Origin of the sequence: Vibrio sp. RM-69-4, assembly GCF_024743775.1 — a bacterium.
Taxonomy (GTDB): Bacteria; Pseudomonadota; Gammaproteobacteria; order Enterobacterales; family Vibrionaceae; genus Vibrio; species Vibrio anguillarum.
In genome coordinates, this window is record NZ_JAMQXI010000070.1 from 191,532 (window position 1) to 214,363 (window position 22,832).

Consider the following 22,832-nt stretch of genomic DNA (forward strand, 5'->3'; position numbering starts at 1 on the left):
GGAAGTGATTGTTTCACAACGCATCCTCTTGTTGGGATGTCGGCCGAAACGAGGCACCCATTTGATAACGTTTGGGTAACACTGCGATTTTAGGGCTTAGATCTTTTTAATGGTAATGAAGTAACAGATTGAGATCTCAATTTGTTTGTCGACTTTTTAGAAGTTGCAAACATGCTCGCTTTTCTTAAATGGATGGTGATAATGGAGGCAATCACTCACAACGCCATGTGCGAGGCTAGGATTTATGCATATTCACATTCTTGGGATTTGCGGTACGTTTATGGGCGGTGTTGCCGTTTTAGCACGGCAATTAGGTCATAAAGTTACCGGCAGCGACGCCAACGTTTACCCACCGATGAGTACGTTATTGGAGTCTCAAGGGATCGAGATTATCGAAGGCTTTGACCCTGCTCAATTAGAGCCAAAGCCTGATTTGGTGGTGATTGGCAACGCCATGAGTCGCGGCAATCCGTGTGTTGAATATGTGCTGAACCACAACTTGCGTTACACCTCTGGCCCGCAATGGTTGCAAGAGTTCCTGTTGCATGACCGCTGGGTCCTTGCGGTGGCTGGTACACACGGTAAAACCACCACGTCGAGCATGTTGGCGTGGATCTTAGAAGATTGCGGTTACCAACCGGGCTTTTTGGTGGGAGGCGTACTTGGCAACTTTGGCATTTCTGCGCGTTTGGGCGAAAGCATGTTTTTTGTGGTTGAAGCCGATGAATATGACAGTGCTTTTTTCGATAAGCGTTCTAAGTTTGTCCATTATCACCCACGCACTTTAGTGTTGAATAACTTAGAGTTTGATCATGCGGACATTTTTGACGATCTTGAAGCGATTAAGCGCCAATTTCATCATCTAGTGCGCACTGTTCCGGGCAATGGCCGTATTTTTGCTCCGCAAAAAGAGCGCGCATTAGCGGATATTCTCGCACGTGGCTGCTGGAGCGAAACTGAGTTTACCGGTGAGCAAGCGCAGTGGAAAGCTGAAAAAATCACGCGTGATGGTTCGCAATTTGATGTGTTCTTTGACAATGAACGTGTGGGGCGCGTAACTTGGGATTTGGTTGGCGATCATAATGTCGATAACGCCTTAATGGCGATTGGCGCGGCGCGTCACGTAGGGGTCACTCCAGATTTAGCCTGTCAAGCTTTGGGCAAATTTATCAATACCAAACGTCGTTTAGAGCTTAAAGGCGAAGTGAACGGTATTACGTTGTATGACGATTTTGCTCATCATCCAACGGCCATTGAACTTACTTTGGGTGGTTTACGTAACAAGGTAGGCGATCAGAAAATTATCGCCGTTTTAGAGCCTCGTTCGGCTACGATGAAGTTGGGCGTGCATAAGCAAACTTTAGCGGCGTCATTACAGCAAGCCGATTCAGTTTATCTCTATCAGCCTAACAATCTTGCTTGGTCGGTGCAGGATGTAGCTGATCAATGCTCACAACCAGCGCAAGTGAATGATGATATTGATGCTTTCGTCGCGCAAATTGCGCAGGAAGCCCAGCCGGGCGATCACATTTTGGTGATGAGCAATGGTGGCTTTGAAGGTATTCATAACAAGCTCCTACTTGCATTAAATCAAGCCATGTAATGCCAGCGACACAAACGAAATAGAGAGTTATGACAACAAAACAGAAAGCCATCACTTTAGCCTTTACTGGCGCTTCAGGTGCTCCTTACGGACTTCGTCTGTTGGAGTGTTTATTGGCTGCAGATTACCGAGTGTATCTTTTGATCTCTTCGGCCGCGCGCGTTGTGCTTGCAACCGAGCACGGTTTGAAGTTGCCCAGTGGGACTGAGGCAGCCAAAGCAGCGTTGGTGGAACATTTACACTGCGATGCCTCACAGCTTGTCGTGTGCGGCAAAGAAGAGTGGTTTTCACCAGTGGCTTCGGGCTCTGCCGCGCCAAAACAGATGGTGGTGTGCCCATGTTCGGCAGGCAGCGTTGCGGCGATTGCCCATGGCATGTCCGATAATTTGATCGAACGTGCTGCCGATGTAGTGATGAAAGAGCGTGGTCAACTGGTGTTAGTGGTGCGCGAAACGCCGTTTTCCACCTTACATTTAGAAAACATGCTCAAGTTGTCGCAAATGGGCGTCACCATTATGCCCGCAGCCCCCGGTTTTTATCATCAGCCGCAGTCAATTGAAGACTTGGTCGATTTTATGGTGGCGCGTATTTTGGACCATTTAGGCGTTGAACAAGGGCTTGTGCCGCGTTGGGGATATGACTCACGCCCAACGGTATAGCTTATTGCGTTAATTCCAATTACAATCCACCTCACTCAACGGGGAGCAAATCATTCATCTCAATGAATGCTGCTGAGATCAAGCGTGAGCTTGGGACCCGTAAACCTGAACCAGATAATGCTGGCGTAGGAATTGGGTTAGGATCTCAGAATAGGAATAATGGAATATTCTCATCCTCCTCAAGCCTGTGCCGCTCAACCAAGGAGAGCGACCAGTTGAACACCACTCTTAATACCATTGCACTTGCTACCATCACCTCTTTTTCAGCGCATGCCGCTGACAATATCCTTACTGTTTATACCTATGACTCGTTCGCATCAGAATGGGGCCCGGGACCGGCGATTGAAAAAGCATTCGAAGCACAATGCGCTTGCGATCTTCAGTTTGTGGCACTCGATGATGGGGTATCGATCCTAAACCGTTTACGTCTTGAAGGTAATAACAGTAAAGCAGACATCGTACTCGGTTTAGATAACAACTTAATGGCCGAGGCCAAACAGACTGGCTTATTGGCAGATCATAATGTCGAGATGAGCCAAGTCACGCTACCCGGTGGTTGGAGTGATGAAACATTTGTTCCTTATGATTACGGCTATTTTGCCTTTGTTTACAATAAAGAGAAATTAGCAAACCCACCGAAAAGCTTAAAAGAGTTGGTAGAGAAGCGCGATGATCTTAAAGTGATTTATCAAGATCCGCGTACTTCAACACCCGGTCAAGGCTTACTGCTGTGGATGAAGTCTGTCTATGGTGAGAAAGCCAATTTAGCATGGCAACAGCTCGCCAATAAGACGGTGACAGTCACCAAAGGTTGGTCAGAAGCCTATGCTATGTTTTTAAAAGGTGAGTCCGATCTGGTGCTCTCTTACACTACCTCTCCAGCCTATCATTTGATTGCGGAAAATGACGCTAAGTACGCGGCTGCCGATTTTGCCGAAGGACACTACATGCAAGTGGAAGTGGCTGCGAAAGTAAAACACAGTGATAACGGCAAATTGGCCGATGAGTTCATGCACTTTATTTTAAGTGATCAATTTCAGTCGGTGATGCCAACCGGAAACTGGATGTATCCTGTGACGTCTGTCGCGCTACCGAAAGGTTTTGAAACGCTGGCTGTGCCACCAAAGGCGCTTACCTTTAGCGCACAAGAGGTGTCTGAGACGCGTAAAGTGTGGATCCGTGAGTGGCAAACCGCCTTAACGTTTTAAGGTTCGATAAAGTTTGAATGCTATTCCTAAAATAGGCATTGGGGTCGCGATGCTTGTCGCGACCTTTGTCATCAGTGCGTTGGCGGCGTTACTGTTACAAGCACCCAGCTTAAATGTGATGCACGTATGGCAAGACCCGTATTATCGCCATGTTACTCAATTTAGTTTTTACCAAGCCAGCTTGTCGATGCTGCTCAGTGTTGGTTTCGCGGTTCCTGTTGCTCACGCACTTTACCGTCGTCGATTTTGGGGACGTGCGCTGCTGATCAAATTGTTTGCAACGACCTTAGTGCTTCCGGTGCTGGTGGGCGTATTTGGTTTGTTGGCCATTTATGGTAATAGCGGTCTGCTCGCCTCGCTGCTCGCGTGGTTTGATAGCAAACTGCCGTTTTCCATTTACGGATTAAACGGTATTTTACTGGCGCATCTGTTTTTTAATCTCCCGTATGCCAGCCGTTTATTGCTGCAAGCGTTAGAGTCGATCCCGGCAGAACAACATAAGTTATGCGCGCATCTTGGCATGAGCCATTGGCACAAATTTCGTTGGGTTGAATGGCCGCGTTTGCGTCAGCAGCTTCCTCATGTCTGTGGTTTGGTGTTCATGCTCTGTTTTACCAGTTTTGCCACTGTGATGGCACTTGGCGGCGGGCCTAAATCAACCACGATTGAGCTGGCGATTTATCAGGCGATCAAATTTGATTTTGATTTACAAGCCGGCGCGCTGCTTGCGCTGTGGCAGATGCTGTTATGTGGGCTGCTGTCTCTATCCATTTCACGTCTAGCGAAGCCGTTAGCCATCACCACAGGGCGTCAAGCGAGTGATTATGTGGTTAGTCGAGACAATCGAAAAGCGCAATGTTGGGACGGCGCATGGATCTTCCTTGCGTTGCTGTTAGTACTTCCGCCGCTGGTGATGGTCATCTTGAGCGGTTTAAATTCGCAGCTTTTTCACGTCTTGAGTGATGAGCAATTCTGGCGTGCGCTTTGGGCTTCACTGCAAGTGGCATTATTGGCAAGCGTGGTTGCAGTTTCGGCTGGGGTTGCCATACTCATCACGACTCGCGCTTGGCGCCTGCAGCAGCACAACCGTAAGGCGGACCAATTAGAGTTGATTGGCGCGATTATTTTGGTCACGCCAGGGCTTGTTATCAGCACCGGGCTTTTTCTGTTGCTGCGTATCTGGACCGATGCATTTAGCCTAGCGTATTGGGTAGTTTTTTTCGTCAATGGCTTAATGGCATTACCGTATGTGTTGAAAACATTGGCGCAACCTATGCTGCATATTGCGCAGCAATATCAATGGTTATGTGCCAGCCTTGGCATTAAAGGGTGGCAGCGTTTGCAAGTGATTGAGCTGCGTGCGTTGCGTAAACCCTTAGCGCATGCCTTTGCGATCAGCTTTTTGCTCTCAATGGGGGATTTAAGTGCGATTGCTCTATTTGGTAGCCAAGAGTTTAGAACCTTACCGCTTTACCTGTTCCAACTGCTGGGCAGTTACCAAATGCAAGCGGCGGCGGTGGTTTCTCTTACGCTGTTGCTACTCAGTGTGGGGTGTTTTGCCCTCATTGAGCGGTTATTTCATTCACATTCAAAGGTAAAGCAATGTTAGAACTCAAGGCTGTGCAGTATGAGTATCAACAGGAGTGGTTTGAATTTTCGCTCTCTGTACCGCGAGGGGCGATTCTCTCTTTGATGGGGCCAAGTGGCGCGGGCAAGTCGACTTTACTGAGCTTAGTTGCGGGTTTTATTGCACCGAAAAGCGGCGATATCCAAGTGCAAGGGCAATCCTTACTTGGGCAGGAGCCACACTTGCGTCCTTTTTCGATGCTGTTTCAAGAGCACAATCTTTTTGCCCATCTCACTGTGCGTGAAAATATTAGCCTTGGGTTACATCCGGGGCTGAAATTAACCACTTCGCAAAAGGCGTTAGTTGAGTGCGCCGCGCAGCAAGTGGGTTTGGCAGCGCTACTTGATCGCTTGCCTGAGCAGCTCTCAGGGGGGCAGCGTCAACGAGTTGCTCTGGCGCGCTGTTTTGTACAACCACATCCTATCTGGCTGCTGGATGAGCCCTTTTCCGCCTTGGATCCGCTACTCAGAGAAGAGATGCTGCTTTTGGTTAAGCAGTTAGCCGCAGAAAGAGCGATCACTGTTGTGATGGTGACGCACCATATTAGTGATGCCAAAGCGATTGCGAGCCATTTTGCGTTTATGGCTCAAGGACATGTGTTAGTGAGTGATCGCATTGAGGCACTTTCCGCGCAACACGCAGACGCGCAGCTCAGTGATTTTGTGCGTGCAGGGGAATAAAAAAAACCTCACACGTTTAGGTGAGGTTTTTGCGTCTAATCAGCACTATGACAGGTTAAACTGACTTATCGTTATGCTCTCTGAGCACTTGGAAAATCTCTCGTGATGCTCTTGGTGGTTTGCTGTTGGCTTTCTCTTTATTTGCTTGACGCGCTAATTGGCGCAGACGTTGACGATCCATCTCTGGATAGAGTGCCATCGCATCTTCAATCGCGCTGTCACCTTTCTCCACAATACGATCACGCATCTGTTCGAGTTTGTGCAGCATAGCGGTATTTTGTGAGTGCTTGTTACGCAGTTTATCCAATGCCGCTTGAATCGGTTCGGCATCGATGGTACGCATCATTTTACCAATGTATTGCAGTTGGCGGCGTCTGGCTTCCATGCTAAAACGCTGAGCATCTTTGATGGCATCCATCAAGTCTTCAGACATCGGAATTTTTGCTAACTGAGACGGCTTCAGAGCAACCAGCTCTTCACCCAGTTTTTGTAGCTCAGTCATGTCGTTTTTCATTTCGGTTTTGCTAACCCAAATGATCTCCTCTTCTTCTTCCCAAGGAGCTTTTTGATTCTTACGCGCCATTTTCTTCATCTATTGAGTTATGTATGTCAGCTATTTTAGCAAGAATCGTGGGGAGAAAGCGAAATTCTTGTTATCCTAATGACATTGTTTGCTAATAATTGATGAGATATGGACGTAAAACAACAAGTTGCTCAGCAGCGCATCGAACTTGAAGCGGCGGTTGCTAAGGCATTAGAGATGGCTGCGCTCAGTTCTGATGCTGCCGAAGTGGCGATCACCAAAAGTACCGGCCTGAGTGTTTCGACGCGAATGTGTGAAGTTGAAAACGTAGAATTTAACAGTGATGGGGCGTTAGGCATCACCGTGTATCGTGGGCAACGTAAAGGCAGTGCGTCGACGTCAGATCTCAGTGAAAAAGCAATTGCGCAGACGGTCGCTGCAGCGCTTGATATTGCGCTTTACACTTCTGAAGATCCTTATGCAGGCCCTGCACCTAAAGAGTTAATGGTGCGAAATATTCCTGATTTAGATCTCTTCCATCCCGATGAACCTAACCCGGACATGGCCGCTAAAATTGCCATTGCTGCAGAAGAGAAAGCGTTAGCTTACAGCAACAAGATCAAACAAAGTGATGGCGCAAGTTATGACAGCCATTACGGTGTGAAAGTGTATGGTAATAGCCATGGTTTGCTCGCGAGTTATGCCTCTAGCCGTCATAGCATTAGCTGCTGCGTGATCGGTGAGGGTAAAAATGGTGAGATGGAGCGTGATTATAGCTATACCGTTGCACGTCACCGCGACGATTTATGGTCGCCAGAGCTGGTCGGGCAACAAGCCGCAGAAAAAACCATCAGCCGTTTAGATGCAAAAAAACTGAAGACGGGCAAAGTTCCGGTGATGTTTGCCGCAGATGTAGCGACAGGTTTGATTGGCCATTTGGTGATGGCGATCAGTGGTGGCAGCTTGTATCGTAAATCTTCCTTTTTACTTGATAAGTTAGGCGAGAAAATTTTACCCGATTGGTTCAATATTGCCGAAAAACCCCATGTATTACGTGCGTTGGCATCAAGCCCATTTGATAGTGAAGGGGTATTTACGCAAGACCGCCAAATCATTACCGATGGTGTGCTCTCTACTTATCTTCTGAGCAGCTATGCCGCTCGTAAAATGAAGATGACTCCAACTGGTCACGCGGGTGGCATCCATAACTGGTATGTTCAATCCACAGGGCAAAATTTTGAGCAGATGCTCAAAGCGTTGGGTACAGGCTTGTTAGTCACTGAAGTGATGGGCCAAGGTGTTAATGCAGTGACAGGTGATTATTCGCGTGGCGCCGCTGGTTTCTGGGTTGAAAACGGTGTGATTCAATACCCTGTATCTGAGATTACTATCGCGGGCAATTTGAAAGATATGTTCCAGCAAATGGTGGCGGTAGGGAGTGATGTCGAAACACGCTCGCAAATCCAAACTGGGTCTATTTTACTTGAATCGATGAAAATTGCGGGCGAATAATCGCTTAAGCTGAATATAAAAAAGCTTGGTATAACAACCAAGCTTTTTTTATGGGTGGTTTGAGTATGTATCACTATAGGGTTACATCAAAATATGGCTACATCAAAATGGTCGCCAAGCCGAGAAAGACCGAAAGCCCAACCACATCGGTGACGGTTGTTAACGCCATTCCGCCAGCAAGAGCCGGGTCGATTTTCATTTTTTTCAGTAAAATTGGGATGGTGACGCCGGCGATCCCGGCAATGAGTAGGTTGGCCATCATTGCTGCGGAAATGATGCCGCCAAGCATCCAATTGCCTTTCCATGCCACCACAATGCCGCCAATAATGGTAGCCCACATGATGCCATTTAAAAAACCGATTGCCGCTTCTTTGAATAGCAATTCGCGTTGGTTACTGTCACCGATATGTCCCAATGCTAAACCACGAATGACCAAGGCCACGGTTTGGTTACCTGCGACACCACCCATTGAGGGCACTATGGTCATTAGCACGGCAATGGCGGCCATTTGATCCAGTGTTGCTTCAAACATGTTAGAAACAGAGGCTGCGGCGAGGGCGGCCAAAACATTTGCCCCAAGCCAGATGGTCCGTTTACGTGCGGATTTGACTACCGGAGCAAAGGTATCTTCGTCATCGTTCATACCAGCCATGCTCATCATTGAGTGTTCGGCATCTTCACGAATGATGTCAACGACGTCATCAATGGTGATCCGACCGACCAAGTGCTGGTTTTCATCCACCACAGGCGCGGACACCCAGTTGCGACGTTCAAACAGGCTGGCAACATCGGAGTCGCTGGTGGTGACCAAAATCGCCTCATCGGCATCATCCATGACTTCACTTACTGGAATATCCGGTTGCGTGGTCAGCAAGGTGGTGAGTGAGAGATGCCCAATCAGCTTACTTTCATCGTCAATCACGTAAAGTGCATCGGTTGCTTCGGGCAGATCGCCGCGCATGCGTAAATAGCGTAAAACCACGTCAATATCAACGTCACCACGAATGGTGATCACGTCGGTATTCATGATCCCGCCGGCTGTTTCCTCTGAATAGGAGAGCGCGGTTTCAACGCGCTGGCGATCAGCGCTGTCCATCTGCGAAAGCACTTCGCGTGACACGTCATCTGGCAAGCTACGCAGTACATAGGCCACGTCATCGGTGTCCATGCCTTCGGTCGCTTCTGCCAGTTTTTCGGGTGCCATTTTGGAAACTAGGGCATCTTTGACGTCTTCGTTGAGCTCATCAAGGATTTCACCGTAGTCTTCTGGGTCGGTGAGTTGCCATAACACCTCCCGGCTTTTACGTGGAGAGGCTTCTAAGAGGTGAGCAATATCTTCTGGCTCCATGTCCTGCAATTGGCGACGGACATGGACAAAACGACCATTTTCTAAAGCTTCGCTGACTTCTTGGAGGGTTAGGTGAGCTTGATCAAATTCAATTTGCTCGGCCATGGTTTCCCCCTACTTAGGATTCTTACAATGTGTTGAATAGTAACTTAATTCTAGGCCTTATTTAATAAGTTCTTATTAAGCACTGAATTTATTTTGACTATCAGGGGCGCGCATGCGCTGTCTGTGGGAGAGTGGAGTGTAAGCCTTGTGCTTACTCGTCTTCATCGAATTTATGTTCAATCAGCGAACTAACCGCTTGCAAAGCAGGCTCTGCTTGTGAGCCTTCAGCATTGATGGTGATGTATTGACCTTGTGCGGATTCGAGCATCAATAAACCCATTACACTATCTGCAGTGGCTTCTTTTCCTTCTTCACTTTGAATGGTGACCACCGCATCAAAAGATTGCGACAGTTCAACCAGCTTAACGGCTGCACGAGCATGAAGGCCCAAGCGATTTTGGATTAAAACCGTTTTACTTAATAGTGGCATACCATCGCTCCTATTGCTGTTTTTCTAATGATGTATGGCGTATCTGTACTTGGTGACCCAATTGAGCAAAGTACTCGCCAAGCTGTTGAGTCAGGTAAACGGAGCGGTGCTTACCACCGGTGCAACCAATCGCAATTGTGAGATAACTGCGGTTGTTTTTTTCGAGCATCGGTAGCCAGTATTCAACAAACTTTTGAATTTGTTGTTTAAGTTCAATTACTTCACTATGGCGTTCAAGAAACGACTTAATTGGTGCATCCAGGCCAGTTAATGGGCGAAGATCGGGTTCCCAATGTGGGTTGGGTAAAAAACGCACATCAAACACGTAGTCTGCATCGCTGGGTAGTCCATATTTGAAGCCAAAAGACTGAAAGACCATCACCAGATCTTTGCGCTCACGTCCTTCAATTCGCATGCGTACGGTTTCGCTCAACTCATGCAACGATTGATTACTGCTATCGAGCACTAAATCGGCTTGCTCTTTGAGCGGCGCAAGCAGCGACTTTTCCAATTCAATCGCTTGCGCAAGCGAAGGTTTATCGGCGTTTAATGAGAGAGGATGGATACGACGCGTTTCGCTGTAGCGCTTGAGTAGTGTCTCTTTACTGGCATCGAGAAACAGCACACTAACGTCGTTATTCTGTTTTAGCTGCTCTAAAACATCCGCAACCAAACTAGGCTCCTGGGGCAAGTTACGGATATCAATACTCACCGCGACATTTTGTTTGCTGCCTTGGACTGATTGAATAAACGCATCCAACAAGTTGACGGGAAGGTTATCGACACAATAGTAGCCGAGATCCTCCAGTACTCGTAAAGCAACGCTTTTCCCTGCGCCTGATTGACCACTCACAACGATTAAACGCATAGTTTCGGCTCGGTGGTTATTGGTTAGTCATGATGTCGTACAGCTCTTGATCGCTTTGTGCACTTCGAAGCTGTTTTAAAACTTGTTTGTCATTGAGGCGCTCGGCCATACAAGCGAGCGTTTTTAAATGCTCTTTGCACTGCTCTTCAGGAACGAGCAACGCAAACAGTAGATCGACAGGTCGATTATCAATAGCATCAAACTCAATCGGTTCTTCACACTGCAGCAAAACGGCAATGGCACGATCACTGTTGGTCATTCTTGCATGAGGAATGGCGATGCCATTACCAATACCAGTACTGCCCATTTTTTCTCGGCTGAGCATGCATTCAAACAGCTCGGTGGAATTTTGACCTGAATACTCAGCAGCGATTTCGCTAATGATTTCTAGGGCTCTTTTTTTACTGGTGCATTGGACCGCACTTTTCGTGCAGTCCAATGAGAGTACTTCGCTTAATTGCATGATTAATGACTACTTAGCTTTTCTTTATGCTTGTTGAGTTGTCTTACGAGTTTATCCACTAAACTGTCAATGGCAGCATACATATTTTCATTGTCGGCCACGGCGTGGATATCACCTTGATTTATGTGGAGCGTAGCTTCAGCGATCTGTTGTACTTTTTCAACACGTAAAACAACCTGTACGTTATTGATATGGTCAAAAAATCGCTCAAGTTTTTGAAACTTCGAGTTTACATAGTCTTGCATTGAATCGGTCAGATCAATGTGATGGGCATTAATGTTGATTTGCATAGACTTTCCTTCTCTGTTTTGTGCCTTACAGTAGGCGTTTGCGCTGACTCGATGGAGCAATGCCCAACGATTCACGGTATTTAGCTATCGTCCGTCTAGCTACCTGAATCCCTTGGTCAGCCAGTAGATCTGCAATTTTACTGTCACTTAATGGTTTGGCTGTATTTTCAGCGGCCACCAGTTTTTTAATCAGTGCTCGTATTGCAGTCGATGAACACTCTCCCCCGCTGTCGGTACTGACATGGCTGGAGAAGAAGTATTTCAATTCGAAAATACCACGCGGAGTATGCATGTACTTCTGCGTTGTCACCCTTGATATGGTGGATTCATGCATTTCTACCGCTAAAGCAACGTCATTGAGTACCATTGGCTTCATCGCCTCTTCACCATACTCAAAGAAATCACGTTGATGTTCAACAATACACTTGGCAACTTTGAGCAGTGTCTCGTTTCTACTTTCTAAACTCTTAATTAGCCATTTTGCTTCTTGCAAATTACTGCGAATGTAGTTGCTATCGGCACTGTTACCTTTGCCTAAGGCTGCATATTGTTGATTTATCTTAAGTTTTGGTACGCTATCTGGGTTTATTGTGACCACCCATTTGCCGTGATCTTTGTAAACAGACACGTCAGGCACAACGTATTCGGCGTGCTCGGTTGAAATATTATTTCCCGGTCTTGGGTCAAGTTGTTGAATGAGCTGCAATACCTCTCGCAGATCTTCTTCTTTTAACTTGGTTTCTTTGATGATCAACTTGTAGTCACGATTGCCGAGCAGATCAATGTGTTGGATCAGCAGCTGTTTAGCTTCTTCTAACCAAGGGGTACTGGCAGGGTAGGTCGCTAATTGTAAAAGCAGGCAGTCTTGAAGGTTGACTGAAGCCACACCGAGGGGATCAAACTGCTGAACACGTTTACGAACGGCTTCAATTTCATCAAGCTCGATATTTTCATCGGCAAAGCTTTCTAAAATATCATCCAAAGAAACGGTGAGATAACCGTAGTCATCGATGGCGTCAATCAAGGCAAGAGCAATGCTGCGGTCGGTGTCGCTAAACGGTGTGAGATCTAATTGCCACAGTAGATAATCTTGCAGGGTTTGCGTTGTTTCACCTTGGTACACGGGCATGTCATCATCAAGGGCGATCCCTGTGCTGCCAGTGTTTGCGCTGTAGACATCATCCCATGTGGTGTCGATCTCAAGCTCGCTGCTGATTTCGGATTTTTCAATTAAGTCAGAGCTGTCTTGTGGCTCAATATCTAACACCTCAGCACTGGTTTCTTTCTCCTCATTGATGCTATGAACATCGGCGGTGGCATTCTCTTCATAGGCCTCTTCAACATCCAATAATGGATTAGACTCTAGAGCCTCTTGGATCTCTTGCTGGAGTTCCAATGTGGAGAGTTGCAACAAACGAATGGCTTGTTGTAACTGCGGTGTCATCGCTAATTGTTGGCCGAGCTTCAGTTGTAATGAGGGTTTCATTCAGTGCCAGTTACCTTAATTATTTTTAGAATTGATGTCACTCTCTACTTAATCATAGACGGAATTGTTCACCGAGATAAACTTGTTTTACCTCTTCATTATTGAGCACGTCATGTGGTGTACCTTCTGCGATCAAACGACCCTGGCTTACAATATAGGCTTTTTCACAGACGTCCAATGTTTCTCGAACGTTGTGGTCTGTGATTAAAACGCCTAAGCCACGATCTCGCAGGTGTTGGATGATCTTTTTAATGTCGATAACGGAAATGGGGTCGACCCCTGCAAAGGGTTCATCAAGCAAAATAAATTGTGGGTTTGCGGCAAGAGCGCGGGCAATTTCAACTCGGCGACGTTCACCACCCGATAGCGCCATTCCCGCACTATGGCGGATATGTTGAATGTGAAATTCTTCTAGTAGATCTTCGAGTTTATCTTGGCGCTCTTCACGGGTCATCGATTCACGGGTTTCAAGTACCGCCATGATGTTATCTTCGACCGATAATTTTCGAAAAATAGACGCTTCTTGAGGTAAGTAGCCGATCCCTAAGCGTGAGCGACTGTGCATAGGTAAAATGCTGATGTCGTGATCATCAATGCTGATCTTACCTTCATCACGAGCGACAAGGCCGACGATCATGTAAAACGATGTGGTTTTTCCTGCGCCGTTAGGGCCGAGTAAGCCAACAATCTGCCCCGATTCTACTTGCAAGCTGACGTCAGAGACGACTTTGCGCTTTTTATAGCTTTTCGCTAAATGTTCTGCTTTAAGTATGGCCATAATTATTCTTGTGTCGTAGTGGCTTGCGGCTGAAGCACGGTCGATACTCGCTCGTTAGAGTTACCATCAGCCATCAGTTTCTGTGACGAAATTTTGTAACGAATTTTCGTACCACGGATGATGCTATCGTCTTGTGACAACATGGCTTGATCGATCATCGTCAACTGATCATCGGCCAATTTGTAATAGAGCTCTTTCGCCTCACCATACAAGGTTTTGCCATCGTCGGTTAATTGCGAAAAAGTGGCGAGGTTGCCATATCCTTCAATTTCTTGAATGGAGCCATCTTTTGCATCACGGGTTACAATCACTTTGTCGGCGTTGATATTGATACTGCCTTGTTTGAGATTGACATTACCAAGGAGTGTCATTTGGTTGCTTTTCATGTCGAGCAGTTGGCTGTCTGCATTCAGATAAATCTGCTGAGCACTGTCGGTAGACAACGCGGATACGTGACCAGAAATCGCTAAACAAGCAATAAGACTAAGGTGTGAGAGTTTCATATCTACCTTGTACATGGTTATAAAGAATAGCGGTATTGTCGGCAAAGTTGCCTTTCATCGCTTGTCCTTGTGTTTCGAATTGTGGCCCAACCAAATCGACCTGATTATCGGCCCAAAAATCGCGATTATTGAGTTGAATGCTCATCTTAATGGTTGAAAGCGTATCAAAACTAGAATCTGCTAATAGGTTTTTTGCCAGTACGTCGTCATACAGTGTGAGTACTTGCTCTTCATCGAGTACGCCGCGTTTAGCGGTAATCTCCCACTCTTGCAAAATACCATCACGGAAGACTTTGAGTATCGGGTACTCGAAAATGGTGTCGCCACTTTTTGCGTAATGATCCAGATGCGTCGATTGAATGATGTAGCTGCGGATACCTTGCTCGTTATAGGTGGTGTTGTCGAGATTTTTTCCACTAAACGACGGTAACTCCAAGTTCGGAGCAACTTGTATATCGGTATTTTGTTCTTTATCGAACAAGTAATAGGCTGACCACGATGCGATAAAAATCAGTATCACATAGAGGACACGAGATAAACTCATACACTTAAGCCTTTGTGCACATCTAACTCACCGCGAGCTTGCAAAATCAAATCACACACTTCGCGTACAGCGCCATGCCCACCTTTTATATGGGTCACGTAGTTTGCGCGTTTAACTAATAGCGGGTGACCATCCGCGACACAGACTCTCAGCGCGACTTTTTCCATTACTGGCCAATCAATCAAGTCATCACCGATATACCCTGTGTGTTCTGGGGCAATATTGAGCTGGCGACAAATATCGTTATAGGCTTTGACCTTGTCATCCTGACCTTGATAAACCAATGTAATGCCTAATACGGCCATACGGTTTTCGACAATTTTTGACTGCCTACCTGTAATGATCGCCACTTCAATGCCAGCATTCATCAATGATTTTATGCCGTAGCCATCTCGAGTGTGGAAGGTTTTTAGCTCTTCGCCTTGATTGCCCATATAAACTAAGCCATCAGAGAAGACGCCATCCACATCGCAGATCAGCAGTTTTATCTGCTTAGCTATGTCGAGAATAGGCGGTGAGACCGGGCCGTAGAGTGTATCAATCATGGTCATCACATCACTCCTGCTTTGAGCAAATCGTGCATGTTTAATGCACCGACCAATGTGCCATTTTCGCACAGCATCAAGCCATTGATTCGTTTATCTTGCATTAGGTTTAACCCTTCGACCGCGAGCATGTTAGGGCTTGCTACCGTTGGGTTTTGCGTCATCACCTCGCTGATTGCCGCGCTGTGAATATCGATTCGTTTGTCTAAGATGCGGCGTAAATCGCCATCAGTAAAGATGCCAATAAGCTGCATGTTGCTGTCAACTACCGCTGTCATCCCCAAGCCTTTTTGACTGATCTCAAGTAAGGCATCGCGGATCAATGCATTTGGTTGCACTGTTGGTAATGCATCGCCAATGTGCATGATATCAGAGAGCTTGAGCAACAATTTTCGCCCTAAAGCCCCACCGGGATGAGACAGCGCAAAATCTTCAGCGGTAAAGCCGCGTGCTTGCAAGAGTGCGACGGCTAACGCATCGCCCATCACTAGCGTTGCTGTGGTGCTGGAGGTTGGCGCAAGGCCAAGCGGGCATGCCTCTTGTGGGACAGTGATTTGCAAATGAAGATCGGCCAACTTTGCCATATTCGATGACGGGTTGCCTGTCATGCTAATGATGCGAATATTGAGCCGTTTTAGCACAGTAAACAGTGATAAAATTTCCGAGGATTCGCCAGAGTTTGAAATAGCAATTACGATGTCGCCACGCTCGATCATACCAAGATCACCGTGCGCCGCTTCTCCTGGATGTACGAAAAATGCCGAAGTGCCAGTACTGGCTAAGGTCGCGGCAATTTTTTTACCGATATGGCCTGATTTACCCATACCCATCACCACCACTTTGCCGTGATCATTGGCAATGATCATTTCACACGCTTGGCAAAATGAGTCGTCAAAGTATTGCTCTAGCTGCTGTAAAGCCGCCATTTCGGTGGCGAGAACTTGCTGTGCAACACTGCGATAATCAAACTGATTCGACATTCGATACTCCGAGTTTGGGTTAAGCGGTCATATTCATAAGTAGATAAGCTTGGTATCCGATAAAAGCGAGGAAGAGCATGCCTCCCTCAATGCGGTTAATACTACGCGATTTCCCTAAAGCCATGGCAACCAGTAGAAGAGATACGCCAAGCATTACCCAAAAATCGCGTCCCATCGCATGCTCACTGAGTATCGATGGATTAAGAATGCCGGGTAAGCCCATCACGGCAAGAATATTGAATACGTTCGAGCCAATAATGTTGCCCACAGCCATATCATCTTCGCCTTTCAACACACTTGTGAGTGAGGCGGCCAACTCTGGCAAGCTGGTCCCAACAGCGATGATCGTCAGGCCAATTACCAAGTCGCTCATGCCAAAAAACTTAGCGATAATGACGGCGTTATCGACTAACACGCTGGCAGCAATCGGCAGAATGATAAGCCCAATCACTACCCAAATAGCCGCTTTTGCGTTGCTCACGCCCTGCGGTATTTCAGATTCCTGCTCGGTAAGCAGCGCGTCACCATGTTTTTGCTCGTTACGGCTAATGCGGAGCATCGCGATGATAAACACGGCGAAAAGTGCAAACAGCAACACACCTTCATAGAATCCTAAGTGGTTATCCCACAATAACGCACCAGCAAGTAGTGTGACCGCAATCATCAGCGGCAGTTCACGGCGGAGTACCGCAGAACTGACGGAAAGCGGTTTGATGAGTGCTGTAATACCCAAGATCAAAGCAATGTTAGCGATGTTAGAACCGAGCACGTTACCGACGGCAGTATCGGTTTTCCCATCCAAAGCGGCCGTTGCCGATACCATCATCTCTGGTGCTGATGATCCCATTGCTAAAATAGTCATGCCGATCACTAATGGCGAGATGCCAAAGTTGCGAGCAAGCGCGGCAGAACCAAAGACTAACTTGTCAGCGCTCCAGACTAAAAACACCAAACCTACAATGAGAAACGCTACCGCTTCGATCATGATGATACCTAATTAATGAAATGAGTGAAAAAATGATGCAATTAACCGCTAATTTTGACGTGTTGGTTGCGAAAAGGGAAGCTGAAGATCCAATTAATTACGTTCAATTCATGGTTTAGTTAGCTATCCATCAATAAATGACCGGAAGATTGTTTTGGCGAAAGATGATGCTTTACTTTAGGATGTAATTGAACAGTGCTTTTAATTTTAGAACGTTATGCTTATGATTGCCCATCATTTTGGGGCGGACAACAATAGTGAAACACTCATGATGCCAATCAACGATCTTGTCACAATCAAGAATTTAACCTTCTCCCGTTCAGGACGGAAGATTTTCGATGACGTGAGTCTCAGCGTTCCGCAAGGAAAAATTACCGCCATTATGGGGCCATCGGGTATTGGTAAAACCACTTTGCTACGTCTTATTGGCGGACAACTGTTTCCTGAACAAGGTGAGATTTGGTTCGACAAACAAAACATCCCGATGCTCAGTCGCAAAAAGCTGTATCAAGCTCGTAAAAAAATGAGCATGTTGTTTCAGTCGGGTGCGTTATTTACCGATTTAAATGTGTTCGACAATGTGGCTTTCCCTTTACGTGAACACACTCAATTAGATGAATCGCTGATTAAGACATTAGTTTTACTAAAATTAGAAGCGGTTGGTCTGCGCGGTGCCGCCTTGCTCATGCCGAGCGAATTATCCGGTGGTATGGCAAGAAGGGCAGCATTAGCGCGCGCGATTGCGCTAGATCCGGAACTGATCATGTATGATGAGCCGTTTGTGGGGCAAGACCCGATCACCATGGGCGTGCTGGTGGAGTTGATCCGCAATTTGAATCAAGCTTTAGGGGTGACCTCGATAGTGGTCTCTCATGATGTTCCTGAAGTGATGAGCATTGCCGATTGGGTTTATTTGCTGGCTGACGGCAAAGTGATTGCCAAAGGAACGCCAAACGATCTTTATCAAAATAGCGATCCTCGCGTACAACAATTTTTACAAGGCGAGGCTGATGGCCCAGTACCATTTCGCTTTCCAGCGCAAAGCCTAGAAAAGGATTTATTCTCATGATGTCTACATTGACTGACTGGATTGAAGGGCTCGGTCGCCGTACGCTCGAATTTTGCCAAGCCTTTGGCAAAGCTAGCTTGATGCTGTTTGGCGCATTAGTGAGCCGCCCACGGCCTATTCAGAATTTTCCATTGTTAGTGAAGCAGCTCTACAGTGTTGGCGTTCAGTCGCTGGCGATTATTGTCGTTTCTGGCTTGTTCATTGGCATGGTGTTGAGCCTGCAAGGCTATGTGATTTTGGTCGATTACGGCGCGGAAGGTAGCCTTGGGCAGATGGTTGCGCTCTCTTTATTGCGTGAACTTGGGCCCGTGGTGACTGCGCTGCTGTTTGCTGGGCGTGCTGGTTCTGCACTTACCGCTGAGATCGGCCTGATGAAAGCCACCGAGCAGCTTTCCAGTTTAGAGATGATGGCGGTTGATCCGCTCAAACGTATTATCGCTCCTCGCTTTTGGGCTGGGCTAATATCAATGCCGTTGCTAGCGATGATTTTTATGGCGGTCGGCATTTGGGGAGGCCAGCTTGTTGGCGTGGATTGGAAAGGGATTGATCACGGCAGTTTTTGGTCTGCGATGCAGTCATCGGTAGAGCTAGGACAAGATATTGGCAACAGTATGATCAAGTGCGTGATGTTTGCCATCACAGTGACTTGGATTGCACTGTTTAACGGTTACGATGCTATTCCAACCTCGGAAGGTATTAGCCGTGCCACCACAAGAACCGTAGTGCATTCATCTTTAGCTGTATTAGGGCTAGACTTTGTACTCACCGCATTGATGTTTGGGAATTAATCATGCAGCAAACACGAAAAATAGAACTTTGGGTCGGTAGCTTTGTCCTTGCTGGAATTTGCGCAATTCTGGTGATGATTTTTCAGGTCGCTGACGTAAAAGGGTTGGGTTCCAACCATACTTACCAATTGAAAGCTGAATTTGACAATATCGGTAGTTTAAAAGTGCGCTCGCCAGTCAAAGTGGGTGGTGTAGTCATTGGGCGAGTGGCCGAGATTAAACTCGATAGAGAGAGCTTGCTGCCTGTGGTTACTATGGCTATTAACAGTCAATATGATCAATTTCCAGAAACGTCGAGTGTGCAAATTCTAACTTCTGGATTGATTGGCGAGCAATACATTGGGCTTGTGCCCGGGTTTGTCTTTGAAGATGAACAGATGTTAAAAGAGGGCGACTTAATTGAAGACACAAAATCCGCCCTCGTATTAGAAGATTTGATTGGTCAAGTGCTGTATAGCGTCGGTGGTGGCTCACAAGAAAAAGGTAAGGAGTAACAACAGTGTTTATAAAAACAGTGTTTAAACGGACGTTGATTTTTGTATTTACCCTCTTTGCCGCTATGTTTGTGCAAGCGGCCAATGTGGATAAAACCCAGCCCTATACCATGATGAAGCAGGTGTCTGAAACGGCATTTACTCGTTTGAAAGCCGAACAAGAAGCGATTCACCACCATCCTGAATATTTGAAAGAAATCGTGGAACAAGAGCTGATGCCTTACGTCAATGAGCAGTATGCGGCACTGAAGTTATTGGGCCCAAACTTAAAAGGGGCCAAGCGTGAAGATGTCGCCACTTTCATTACCGCATTTCGTGCCTATCTTGTCAGTGCATATGCGCAAGTATTGACTCAGTACAGTAACCAAATTATTGAGTTCGAGCCTGAACAGGCGGTGTCGGATGATAAACGCATTACCAGCGTGAAGGTGGATATTATTGATACGCCACGACCGAACATCAAGCTTGAGTTTAAATTGCGCAAAGAGAAAAATGGCGAATGGCAAGTCTTTGATATGATTGCAGAAGGAGTGAGTTTGCTCTCCAGTAAGCAATCTGAATGGAGCGGTAAAATTCGCCAAGATGGCATCTTAGCGGTTGCCAATGAACTGCAACAATTGGCGGATCAGCCGATCCGTTTTGAAGGTAAAGCGCAATGATTCATCCGCAGTGGCATCAAACTGATATACCGATTGCGGCTTTGTCGGGCGCATTAGACAGAGAGCATGTGCCTGATTTCTGGGTGTTTATCCAAAAATGGAACCCGGTGAGTACACAGTTTGAGATTGAACTGAAAAACGTTGAACGCATAGACTCTGCCGGAATGGTGATGTTAATCCACCTAATAGAGCATGCAAAAAAACGAAACTGTCATATAATGCTCAGTTTCGTGCCAGAGCAACTGCGCACACTATTCCAATTGAGCAACATTGATCGTTTAATGGCTCAACATATAAAGAATTAAGCAGGGGAACATTGTGGATAGCGCAAAAGTACAACAGTTATTAGAACAAGCACTAAACCTTGAAGAGATCCACGTCAAAGGTGAAGGTAGCCACTATGAAGTTATCGCTGTTGATGCTTGTTTTGCAGGGATGAGTCGCGTTAAAAAACAACAACTTATTTATGCTCCACTGATGGAGTACATTCAAAGAAACGACATTCATGCCCTTTCTATTAAAGCGTTCACACCAACAGAGTGGGCTCGTGATAAAAAGTTGATGTCGCTGTAAGGTTTATTGATGGAAAAGTTTCGAGTTATTGGGTCAACACAACCTCTTCAAGGTGAAGTGACCATTTCAGGTGCCAAAAACGCTGCACTGCCTATTTTATTTGCGTCTATTTTGGCCTCTGAGCCAGTAGAAGTGGCCAATGTGCCACACCTTCGCGATATTGATACCACAATGGAACTGCTCAAACGTTTAGGCGCTAAAGTCGAACGTAATGGCTCAGTTCATGTCGATCCTAGTCAAATTGATGAATATTGCGCGCCGTATGATTTAGTCAAAACCATGCGTGCTTCTATTTGGGCTCTCGGTCCATTAGTGGCTCGTTTTGGTTATGGCCAAGTTTCGCTACCTGGAGGCTGTGCCATTGGCGCTCGTCCTGTCGATCTGCATATTCACGGTTTAGAGCAGCTTGGTGCCACCATCACCTTAGAAGATGGCTACGTGAAAGCCAGTGTCGAAGGTCGTCTACAAGGTGCACACATCGTCATGGATAAAGTGAGCGTGGGTGCCACCATTACCATTATGTGCGCCGCAACCCTTGCCGAAGGCACAACCGTACTCGACAACGCTGCGCGTGAGCCTGAAATTGTCGATACCGCACTGTTTTTGAATAAGCTGGGTGCAAAAGTATCCGGTGCAGGCACCGATACCATTACCATTGAAGGTGTTGAACGTTTGGGTGGTGGTAAACACGCTGTTGTGGCTGATCGCATTGAAACGGGCACGTTTTTAGTCGCGGCGGCTGTTTCTCGCGGAAAAATTGTTTGCCACAACACTCACTCGCATTTGTTAGAGGCCGTGTTAGCAAAACTGGAAGAAGCGGGCGCTGAGATTGAAACGGGTGAGGGCTGGATAAGCCTTGATATGACCGGAAAAGAGCTTAAGGCGGTTTCGATTCGCACTGCGCCTCATCCTGGCTTTCCAACCGATATGCAAGCACAATTTACCCTACTCAATATGATGGCAAAAGGTGGTGGCAAGATCACTGAAACCATCTTTGAAAACCGTTTTATGCACGTTCCTGAACTGATGCGTATGGGAGCAAAAGCGGAGATTGAAGGGAATACTGTGATTTGTGGTGATGTGGAATCGTTGAGTGGCGCGCAGGTGATGGCGACCGATCTACGTGCTTCAGCCAGCCTAGTGATTGCCGGTTGTATCGCAAAAGGTGAAACCATCGTCGATCGCATCTACCATATCGATCGCGGTTACGAAAGAATTGAAGATAAACTGTCGGCTCTTGGCGCTAATATTGAGCGCATTCAAGTCAGCAGTTAAACTCTCGCTCATGCAATGGAGCCGAAATCTCTGGGTTTCGGCTTTTTTATCCTTGCTCATTTTTTATCTTTGTTCCATGGAGAACTGAAATGATTGCTCTTTTGCGTCTATTGGCAGTCGCACTGTTTGCCATTGTGATGTTTGTTTTTGGATGTGGCTACTGTTTACTTAGCCCACGTAATCCCAAACATGTATTTACGTTTGGGCGTTTATTCGCCCGCATGTCAAAATTGATGGGTATTAAATTAGAACTGCGTATCCCAGAAGATGCTTATCAACGCGGCCAGCACATCTACATTGCGAATCATCAAAATAACTGGGATCTGTGTACTGTTGCTGCGGCGGTAACGCCGAAAGTCGTGACAGTAGGGAAAAAAAGTTTAGTTTGGACACCTGTGTTTGGTCAGTTGTATTGGTTAGCAGGGAATATTTTAATTGATAGATCCAATCGCAACAAAGCCAAAGGCACCATTGATCAAGTTGTCGATAGCATAAAAACCAGTGATGTGTCTGTGTGGATGTTTCCAGAAGGTACTCGCTCGCGTGGCCGTGGCATGCTGCCCTTTAAAATGGGTGCATTTCATGCGGCAATTGGCGCAGGTGTACCGATTATCCCTATCGTTTGTAGCTCAACTAATGATATTAAGCTGAACCGTTGGGACAATGGTCATGTGATTGTTGAGATGCTGCCACCGATCAGTATTGAAGGATATGGAAAAGAAAATTTACGGGAATTAGCGACATTATGCCGTGAGCAGATGATGGCCAAATTAGCGCAGCTGGATGAAGAAGTGGCGATGCTTGATGGTAAGAAAGTCACATCACGCAGTCAGTAAC

Annotated in this window: 27 protein-coding genes and 1 riboswitch; of the genes, 14 read left to right on the plus strand and 13 right to left on the minus strand. The window is 46.6% G+C overall.

Features of this window, described 5'->3' with window-relative positions:
• The first annotated feature begins 244 nt into the window (after positions 1-244).
• The 5 genes from mpl to thiQ all read left to right on the plus strand — a co-directional run bounded on the left by mpl (position 245) and on the right by thiQ (position 5,777).
• Complete coding sequence (gene mpl / locus NB504_RS11390; protein WP_258428925.1) at positions 245-1,603, plus strand: UDP-N-acetylmuramate:L-alanyl-gamma-D-glutamyl-meso-diaminopimelate ligase; 1,359 nt, start codon at positions 245-247, stop codon at positions 1,601-1,603.
• Positions 1,604-1,632: 29 nt separating this feature from the next.
• The gene (locus NB504_RS11395) at positions 1,633-2,262 is read left to right on the plus strand and encodes a flavin prenyltransferase UbiX (RefSeq protein WP_017047027.1); all 630 of its coding nucleotides are present in this window, start codon (positions 1,633-1,635) and stop codon (positions 2,260-2,262) included.
• Between the two features lie 29 nt (positions 2,263-2,291).
• Positions 2,292-2,411, plus strand: a riboswitch (TPP riboswitch).
• Positions 2,412-2,477: 66 nt separating this feature from the next.
• The gene (gene thiB, locus NB504_RS11400) at positions 2,478-3,470 is read left to right on the plus strand and encodes a thiamine ABC transporter substrate binding subunit (protein ID WP_258428926.1); all 993 of its coding nucleotides are present in this window, start codon (positions 2,478-2,480) and stop codon (positions 3,468-3,470) included.
• Positions 3,471-3,483: 13 nt separating this feature from the next.
• A complete protein-coding gene (gene thiP / locus NB504_RS11405) occupies positions 3,484-5,079 on the plus strand; it encodes a thiamine/thiamine pyrophosphate ABC transporter permease ThiP (RefSeq protein ID WP_222715726.1) in 1,596 nt (531 codons plus the stop codon).
• Positions 5,073-5,777, plus strand: coding sequence for a thiamine ABC transporter ATP-binding protein (gene thiQ, locus NB504_RS11410; protein WP_094124239.1), 705 nt, complete (start codon positions 5,073-5,075; stop codon positions 5,775-5,777). Before thiP ends, thiQ begins: the two co-directional genes overlap by 7 nt.
• Before the next feature lie 55 nt (positions 5,778-5,832).
• On the opposite strand, the gene yjgA is transcribed toward thiQ, so the two are convergent.
• A complete protein-coding gene (yjgA, locus tag NB504_RS11415; RefSeq protein WP_010318810.1) occupies positions 5,833-6,360 on the minus strand; it encodes a ribosome biogenesis factor YjgA in 528 nt (175 codons plus the stop codon).
• Between the two features lie 108 nt (positions 6,361-6,468).
• Here yjgA and pmbA point away from each other — a divergent pair, with 108 nt between their 5' ends.
• On the plus strand, positions 6,469-7,812 hold the full coding sequence (gene pmbA / locus NB504_RS11420; protein ID WP_010318811.1) for a metalloprotease PmbA: 1,344 nt from the start codon (positions 6,469-6,471) through the stop codon (positions 7,810-7,812).
• A 97-nt stretch (positions 7,813-7,909) separates the two neighbouring features.
• Here pmbA and mgtE read toward each other — a convergent pair whose 3' ends face one another.
• The 12 genes from mgtE to NB504_RS11480 all read right to left on the minus strand — a co-directional run bounded on the left by mgtE (position 7,910) and on the right by NB504_RS11480 (position 17,137).
• On the minus strand, positions 7,910-9,265 hold the full coding sequence (mgtE, locus tag NB504_RS11425) for a magnesium transporter (RefSeq protein ID WP_013855966.1): 1,356 nt from the start codon (positions 9,263-9,265) through the stop codon (positions 7,910-7,912).
• Between the two features lie 151 nt (positions 9,266-9,416).
• Positions 9,417-9,695, minus strand: a complete 279-nt coding sequence (locus NB504_RS11430; RefSeq protein WP_013855967.1) for an HPr family phosphocarrier protein — start codon at positions 9,693-9,695, stop codon at positions 9,417-9,419.
• Between the two features lie 10 nt (positions 9,696-9,705).
• Positions 9,706-10,563 carry an RNase adapter RapZ gene (gene rapZ / locus NB504_RS11435; RefSeq protein WP_010318814.1) on the minus strand — a complete coding sequence of 286 codons (858 nt, stop codon included), beginning with the start codon at positions 10,561-10,563 and terminating at the stop codon, positions 9,706-9,708.
• 16 nt (positions 10,564-10,579) lie between these two features.
• On the minus strand, positions 10,580-11,026 hold the full coding sequence (gene ptsN, locus NB504_RS11440; RefSeq protein ID WP_013855968.1) for a PTS IIA-like nitrogen regulatory protein PtsN: 447 nt from the start codon (positions 11,024-11,026) through the stop codon (positions 10,580-10,582).
• 2 nt (positions 11,027-11,028) lie between these two features.
• Positions 11,029-11,316: a ribosome hibernation promoting factor gene (hpf, locus tag NB504_RS11445; RefSeq protein WP_013855969.1), complete on the minus strand. Its 288-nt coding sequence runs from the start codon at positions 11,314-11,316 to the stop codon at positions 11,029-11,031.
• Positions 11,317-11,341: 25 nt separating this feature from the next.
• Positions 11,342-12,802: an RNA polymerase factor sigma-54 gene (locus NB504_RS11450; RefSeq protein WP_069212112.1), complete on the minus strand. Its 1,461-nt coding sequence runs from the start codon at positions 12,800-12,802 to the stop codon at positions 11,342-11,344.
• 52 nt (positions 12,803-12,854) lie between these two features.
• The gene (lptB, locus tag NB504_RS11455; protein WP_013855971.1) at positions 12,855-13,580 is read right to left on the minus strand and encodes an LPS export ABC transporter ATP-binding protein; all 726 of its coding nucleotides are present in this window, start codon (positions 13,578-13,580) and stop codon (positions 12,855-12,857) included.
• A gap of 2 nt (positions 13,581-13,582) precedes the next feature.
• Positions 13,583-14,083 carry a lipopolysaccharide transport periplasmic protein LptA gene (gene lptA, locus NB504_RS11460; RefSeq protein ID WP_017046455.1) on the minus strand — a complete coding sequence of 167 codons (501 nt, stop codon included), beginning with the start codon at positions 14,081-14,083 and terminating at the stop codon, positions 13,583-13,585.
• Complete coding sequence (gene lptC, locus NB504_RS11465) at positions 14,064-14,627, minus strand: LPS export ABC transporter periplasmic protein LptC (protein WP_017046456.1); 564 nt, start codon at positions 14,625-14,627, stop codon at positions 14,064-14,066. Before lptC ends, lptA begins: the two co-directional genes overlap by 20 nt.
• Positions 14,624-15,178, minus strand: a complete 555-nt coding sequence (gene kdsC / locus NB504_RS11470; protein WP_202599533.1) for a 3-deoxy-manno-octulosonate-8-phosphatase KdsC — start codon at positions 15,176-15,178, stop codon at positions 14,624-14,626. Before kdsC ends, lptC begins: the two co-directional genes overlap by 4 nt.
• Positions 15,178-16,152: an arabinose-5-phosphate isomerase KdsD gene (kdsD, locus tag NB504_RS11475; RefSeq protein ID WP_017046458.1), complete on the minus strand. Its 975-nt coding sequence runs from the start codon at positions 16,150-16,152 to the stop codon at positions 15,178-15,180. The genes kdsC and kdsD overlap by 1 nt, the downstream gene beginning before the upstream one ends.
• Before the next feature lie 19 nt (positions 16,153-16,171).
• Entirely contained in the window at positions 16,172-17,137 is a 966-nt protein-coding gene (locus NB504_RS11480; protein WP_064625914.1) for a calcium/sodium antiporter, read from the minus strand.
• A 271-nt stretch (positions 17,138-17,408) separates the two neighbouring features.
• On the opposite strand from NB504_RS11480, the gene mlaF reads away from it, so the two are divergent.
• The 8 genes from mlaF (at position 17,409) to NB504_RS11520 (ending at position 22,831) form a co-directional block, all read left to right on the plus strand.
• Complete coding sequence (gene mlaF, locus NB504_RS11485) at positions 17,409-18,206, plus strand: phospholipid ABC transporter ATP-binding protein MlaF (RefSeq protein ID WP_026029128.1); 798 nt, start codon at positions 17,409-17,411, stop codon at positions 18,204-18,206.
• Complete coding sequence (gene mlaE / locus NB504_RS11490; RefSeq protein ID WP_013855979.1) at positions 18,203-18,994, plus strand: lipid asymmetry maintenance ABC transporter permease subunit MlaE; 792 nt, start codon at positions 18,203-18,205, stop codon at positions 18,992-18,994. Before mlaF ends, mlaE begins: the two co-directional genes overlap by 4 nt.
• Before the next feature lie 2 nt (positions 18,995-18,996).
• A complete protein-coding gene (gene mlaD / locus NB504_RS11495; RefSeq protein WP_258428927.1) occupies positions 18,997-19,488 on the plus strand; it encodes an outer membrane lipid asymmetry maintenance protein MlaD in 492 nt (163 codons plus the stop codon).
• 20 nt (positions 19,489-19,508) lie between these two features.
• Positions 19,509-20,147 carry a phospholipid-binding protein MlaC gene (gene mlaC / locus NB504_RS11500; RefSeq protein WP_026029129.1) on the plus strand — a complete coding sequence of 213 codons (639 nt, stop codon included), beginning with the start codon at positions 19,509-19,511 and terminating at the stop codon, positions 20,145-20,147.
• Entirely contained in the window at positions 20,144-20,452 is a 309-nt protein-coding gene (locus tag NB504_RS11505) for a lipid asymmetry maintenance protein MlaB (protein ID WP_258428928.1), read from the plus strand. Before mlaC ends, NB504_RS11505 begins: the two co-directional genes overlap by 4 nt.
• Positions 20,453-20,465: 13 nt before the next feature.
• The gene (gene ibaG, locus NB504_RS11510; RefSeq protein WP_013855981.1) at positions 20,466-20,720 is read left to right on the plus strand and encodes a BolA family iron metabolism protein IbaG; all 255 of its coding nucleotides are present in this window, start codon (positions 20,466-20,468) and stop codon (positions 20,718-20,720) included.
• Positions 20,721-20,729: 9 nt separating this feature from the next.
• Entirely contained in the window at positions 20,730-21,995 is a 1,266-nt protein-coding gene (murA, locus tag NB504_RS11515) for a UDP-N-acetylglucosamine 1-carboxyvinyltransferase (RefSeq protein WP_026029130.1), read from the plus strand.
• An 89-nt stretch (positions 21,996-22,084) separates the two neighbouring features.
• Entirely contained in the window at positions 22,085-22,831 is a 747-nt protein-coding gene (locus NB504_RS11520) for a 1-acylglycerol-3-phosphate O-acyltransferase (protein ID WP_013855983.1), read from the plus strand.
• Position 22,832: the final 1 nt, after the last annotated feature.

Excerpts from the sequence above, each read along its gene's own strand:
- mpl (WP_258428925.1), top strand. The coding sequence starts at position 245 with ATGCATATTCACATTCTTGGGATTTGCGGTACGTTTATGGGCGGTGTT.
- NB504_RS11395 (WP_017047027.1), top strand. The coding sequence starts at position 1,633 with ATGACAACAAAACAGAAAGCCATCACTTTAGCCTTTACTGGCGCTTCA.
- thiQ (WP_094124239.1), top strand. The coding sequence starts at position 5,073 with ATGTTAGAACTCAAGGCTGTGCAGTATGAGTATCAACAGGAGTGGTTT.
- yjgA (WP_010318810.1), bottom strand. The coding sequence starts at position 6,360 with ATGGCGCGTAAGAATCAAAAAGCTCCTTGGGAAGAAGAAGAGGAGATC.
- pmbA (WP_010318811.1), top strand. The coding sequence starts at position 6,469 with ATGGACGTAAAACAACAAGTTGCTCAGCAGCGCATCGAACTTGAAGCG.
- mgtE (WP_013855966.1), bottom strand. The coding sequence starts at position 9,265 with ATGGCCGAGCAAATTGAATTTGATCAAGCTCACCTAACCCTCCAAGAA.
- NB504_RS11430 (WP_013855967.1), bottom strand. The coding sequence starts at position 9,695 with ATGCCACTATTAAGTAAAACGGTTTTAATCCAAAATCGCTTGGGCCTT.
- rapZ (WP_010318814.1), bottom strand. The coding sequence starts at position 10,563 with ATGCGTTTAATCGTTGTGAGTGGTCAATCAGGCGCAGGGAAAAGCGTT.
- ptsN (WP_013855968.1), bottom strand. The coding sequence starts at position 11,026 with ATGCAATTAAGCGAAGTACTCTCATTGGACTGCACGAAAAGTGCGGTC.
- hpf (WP_013855969.1), bottom strand. The coding sequence starts at position 11,316 with ATGCAAATCAACATTAATGCCCATCACATTGATCTGACCGATTCAATG.
- NB504_RS11450 (WP_069212112.1), bottom strand. The coding sequence starts at position 12,802 with ATGAAACCCTCATTACAACTGAAGCTCGGCCAACAATTAGCGATGACA.
- lptB (WP_013855971.1), bottom strand. The coding sequence starts at position 13,580 with ATGGCCATACTTAAAGCAGAACATTTAGCGAAAAGCTATAAAAAGCGC.
- lptA (WP_017046455.1), bottom strand. The coding sequence starts at position 14,083 with ATGAAACTCTCACACCTTAGTCTTATTGCTTGTTTAGCGATTTCTGGT.
- lptC (WP_017046456.1), bottom strand. The coding sequence starts at position 14,627 with ATGAGTTTATCTCGTGTCCTCTATGTGATACTGATTTTTATCGCATCG.
- kdsC (WP_202599533.1), bottom strand. The coding sequence starts at position 15,178 with ATGACCATGATTGATACACTCTACGGCCCGGTCTCACCGCCTATTCTC.
- kdsD (WP_017046458.1), bottom strand. The coding sequence starts at position 16,152 with ATGTCGAATCAGTTTGATTATCGCAGTGTTGCACAGCAAGTTCTCGCC.
- NB504_RS11480 (WP_064625914.1), bottom strand. The coding sequence starts at position 17,137 with ATGATCGAAGCGGTAGCGTTTCTCATTGTAGGTTTGGTGTTTTTAGTC.
- mlaF (WP_026029128.1), top strand. The coding sequence starts at position 17,409 with ATGCCAATCAACGATCTTGTCACAATCAAGAATTTAACCTTCTCCCGT.
- mlaE (WP_013855979.1), top strand. The coding sequence starts at position 18,203 with ATGATGTCTACATTGACTGACTGGATTGAAGGGCTCGGTCGCCGTACG.
- mlaD (WP_258428927.1), top strand. The coding sequence starts at position 18,997 with ATGCAGCAAACACGAAAAATAGAACTTTGGGTCGGTAGCTTTGTCCTT.
- NB504_RS11505 (WP_258428928.1), top strand. The coding sequence starts at position 20,144 with ATGATTCATCCGCAGTGGCATCAAACTGATATACCGATTGCGGCTTTG.
- murA (WP_026029130.1), top strand. The coding sequence starts at position 20,730 with ATGGAAAAGTTTCGAGTTATTGGGTCAACACAACCTCTTCAAGGTGAA.
- NB504_RS11520 (WP_013855983.1), top strand. The coding sequence starts at position 22,085 with ATGATTGCTCTTTTGCGTCTATTGGCAGTCGCACTGTTTGCCATTGTG.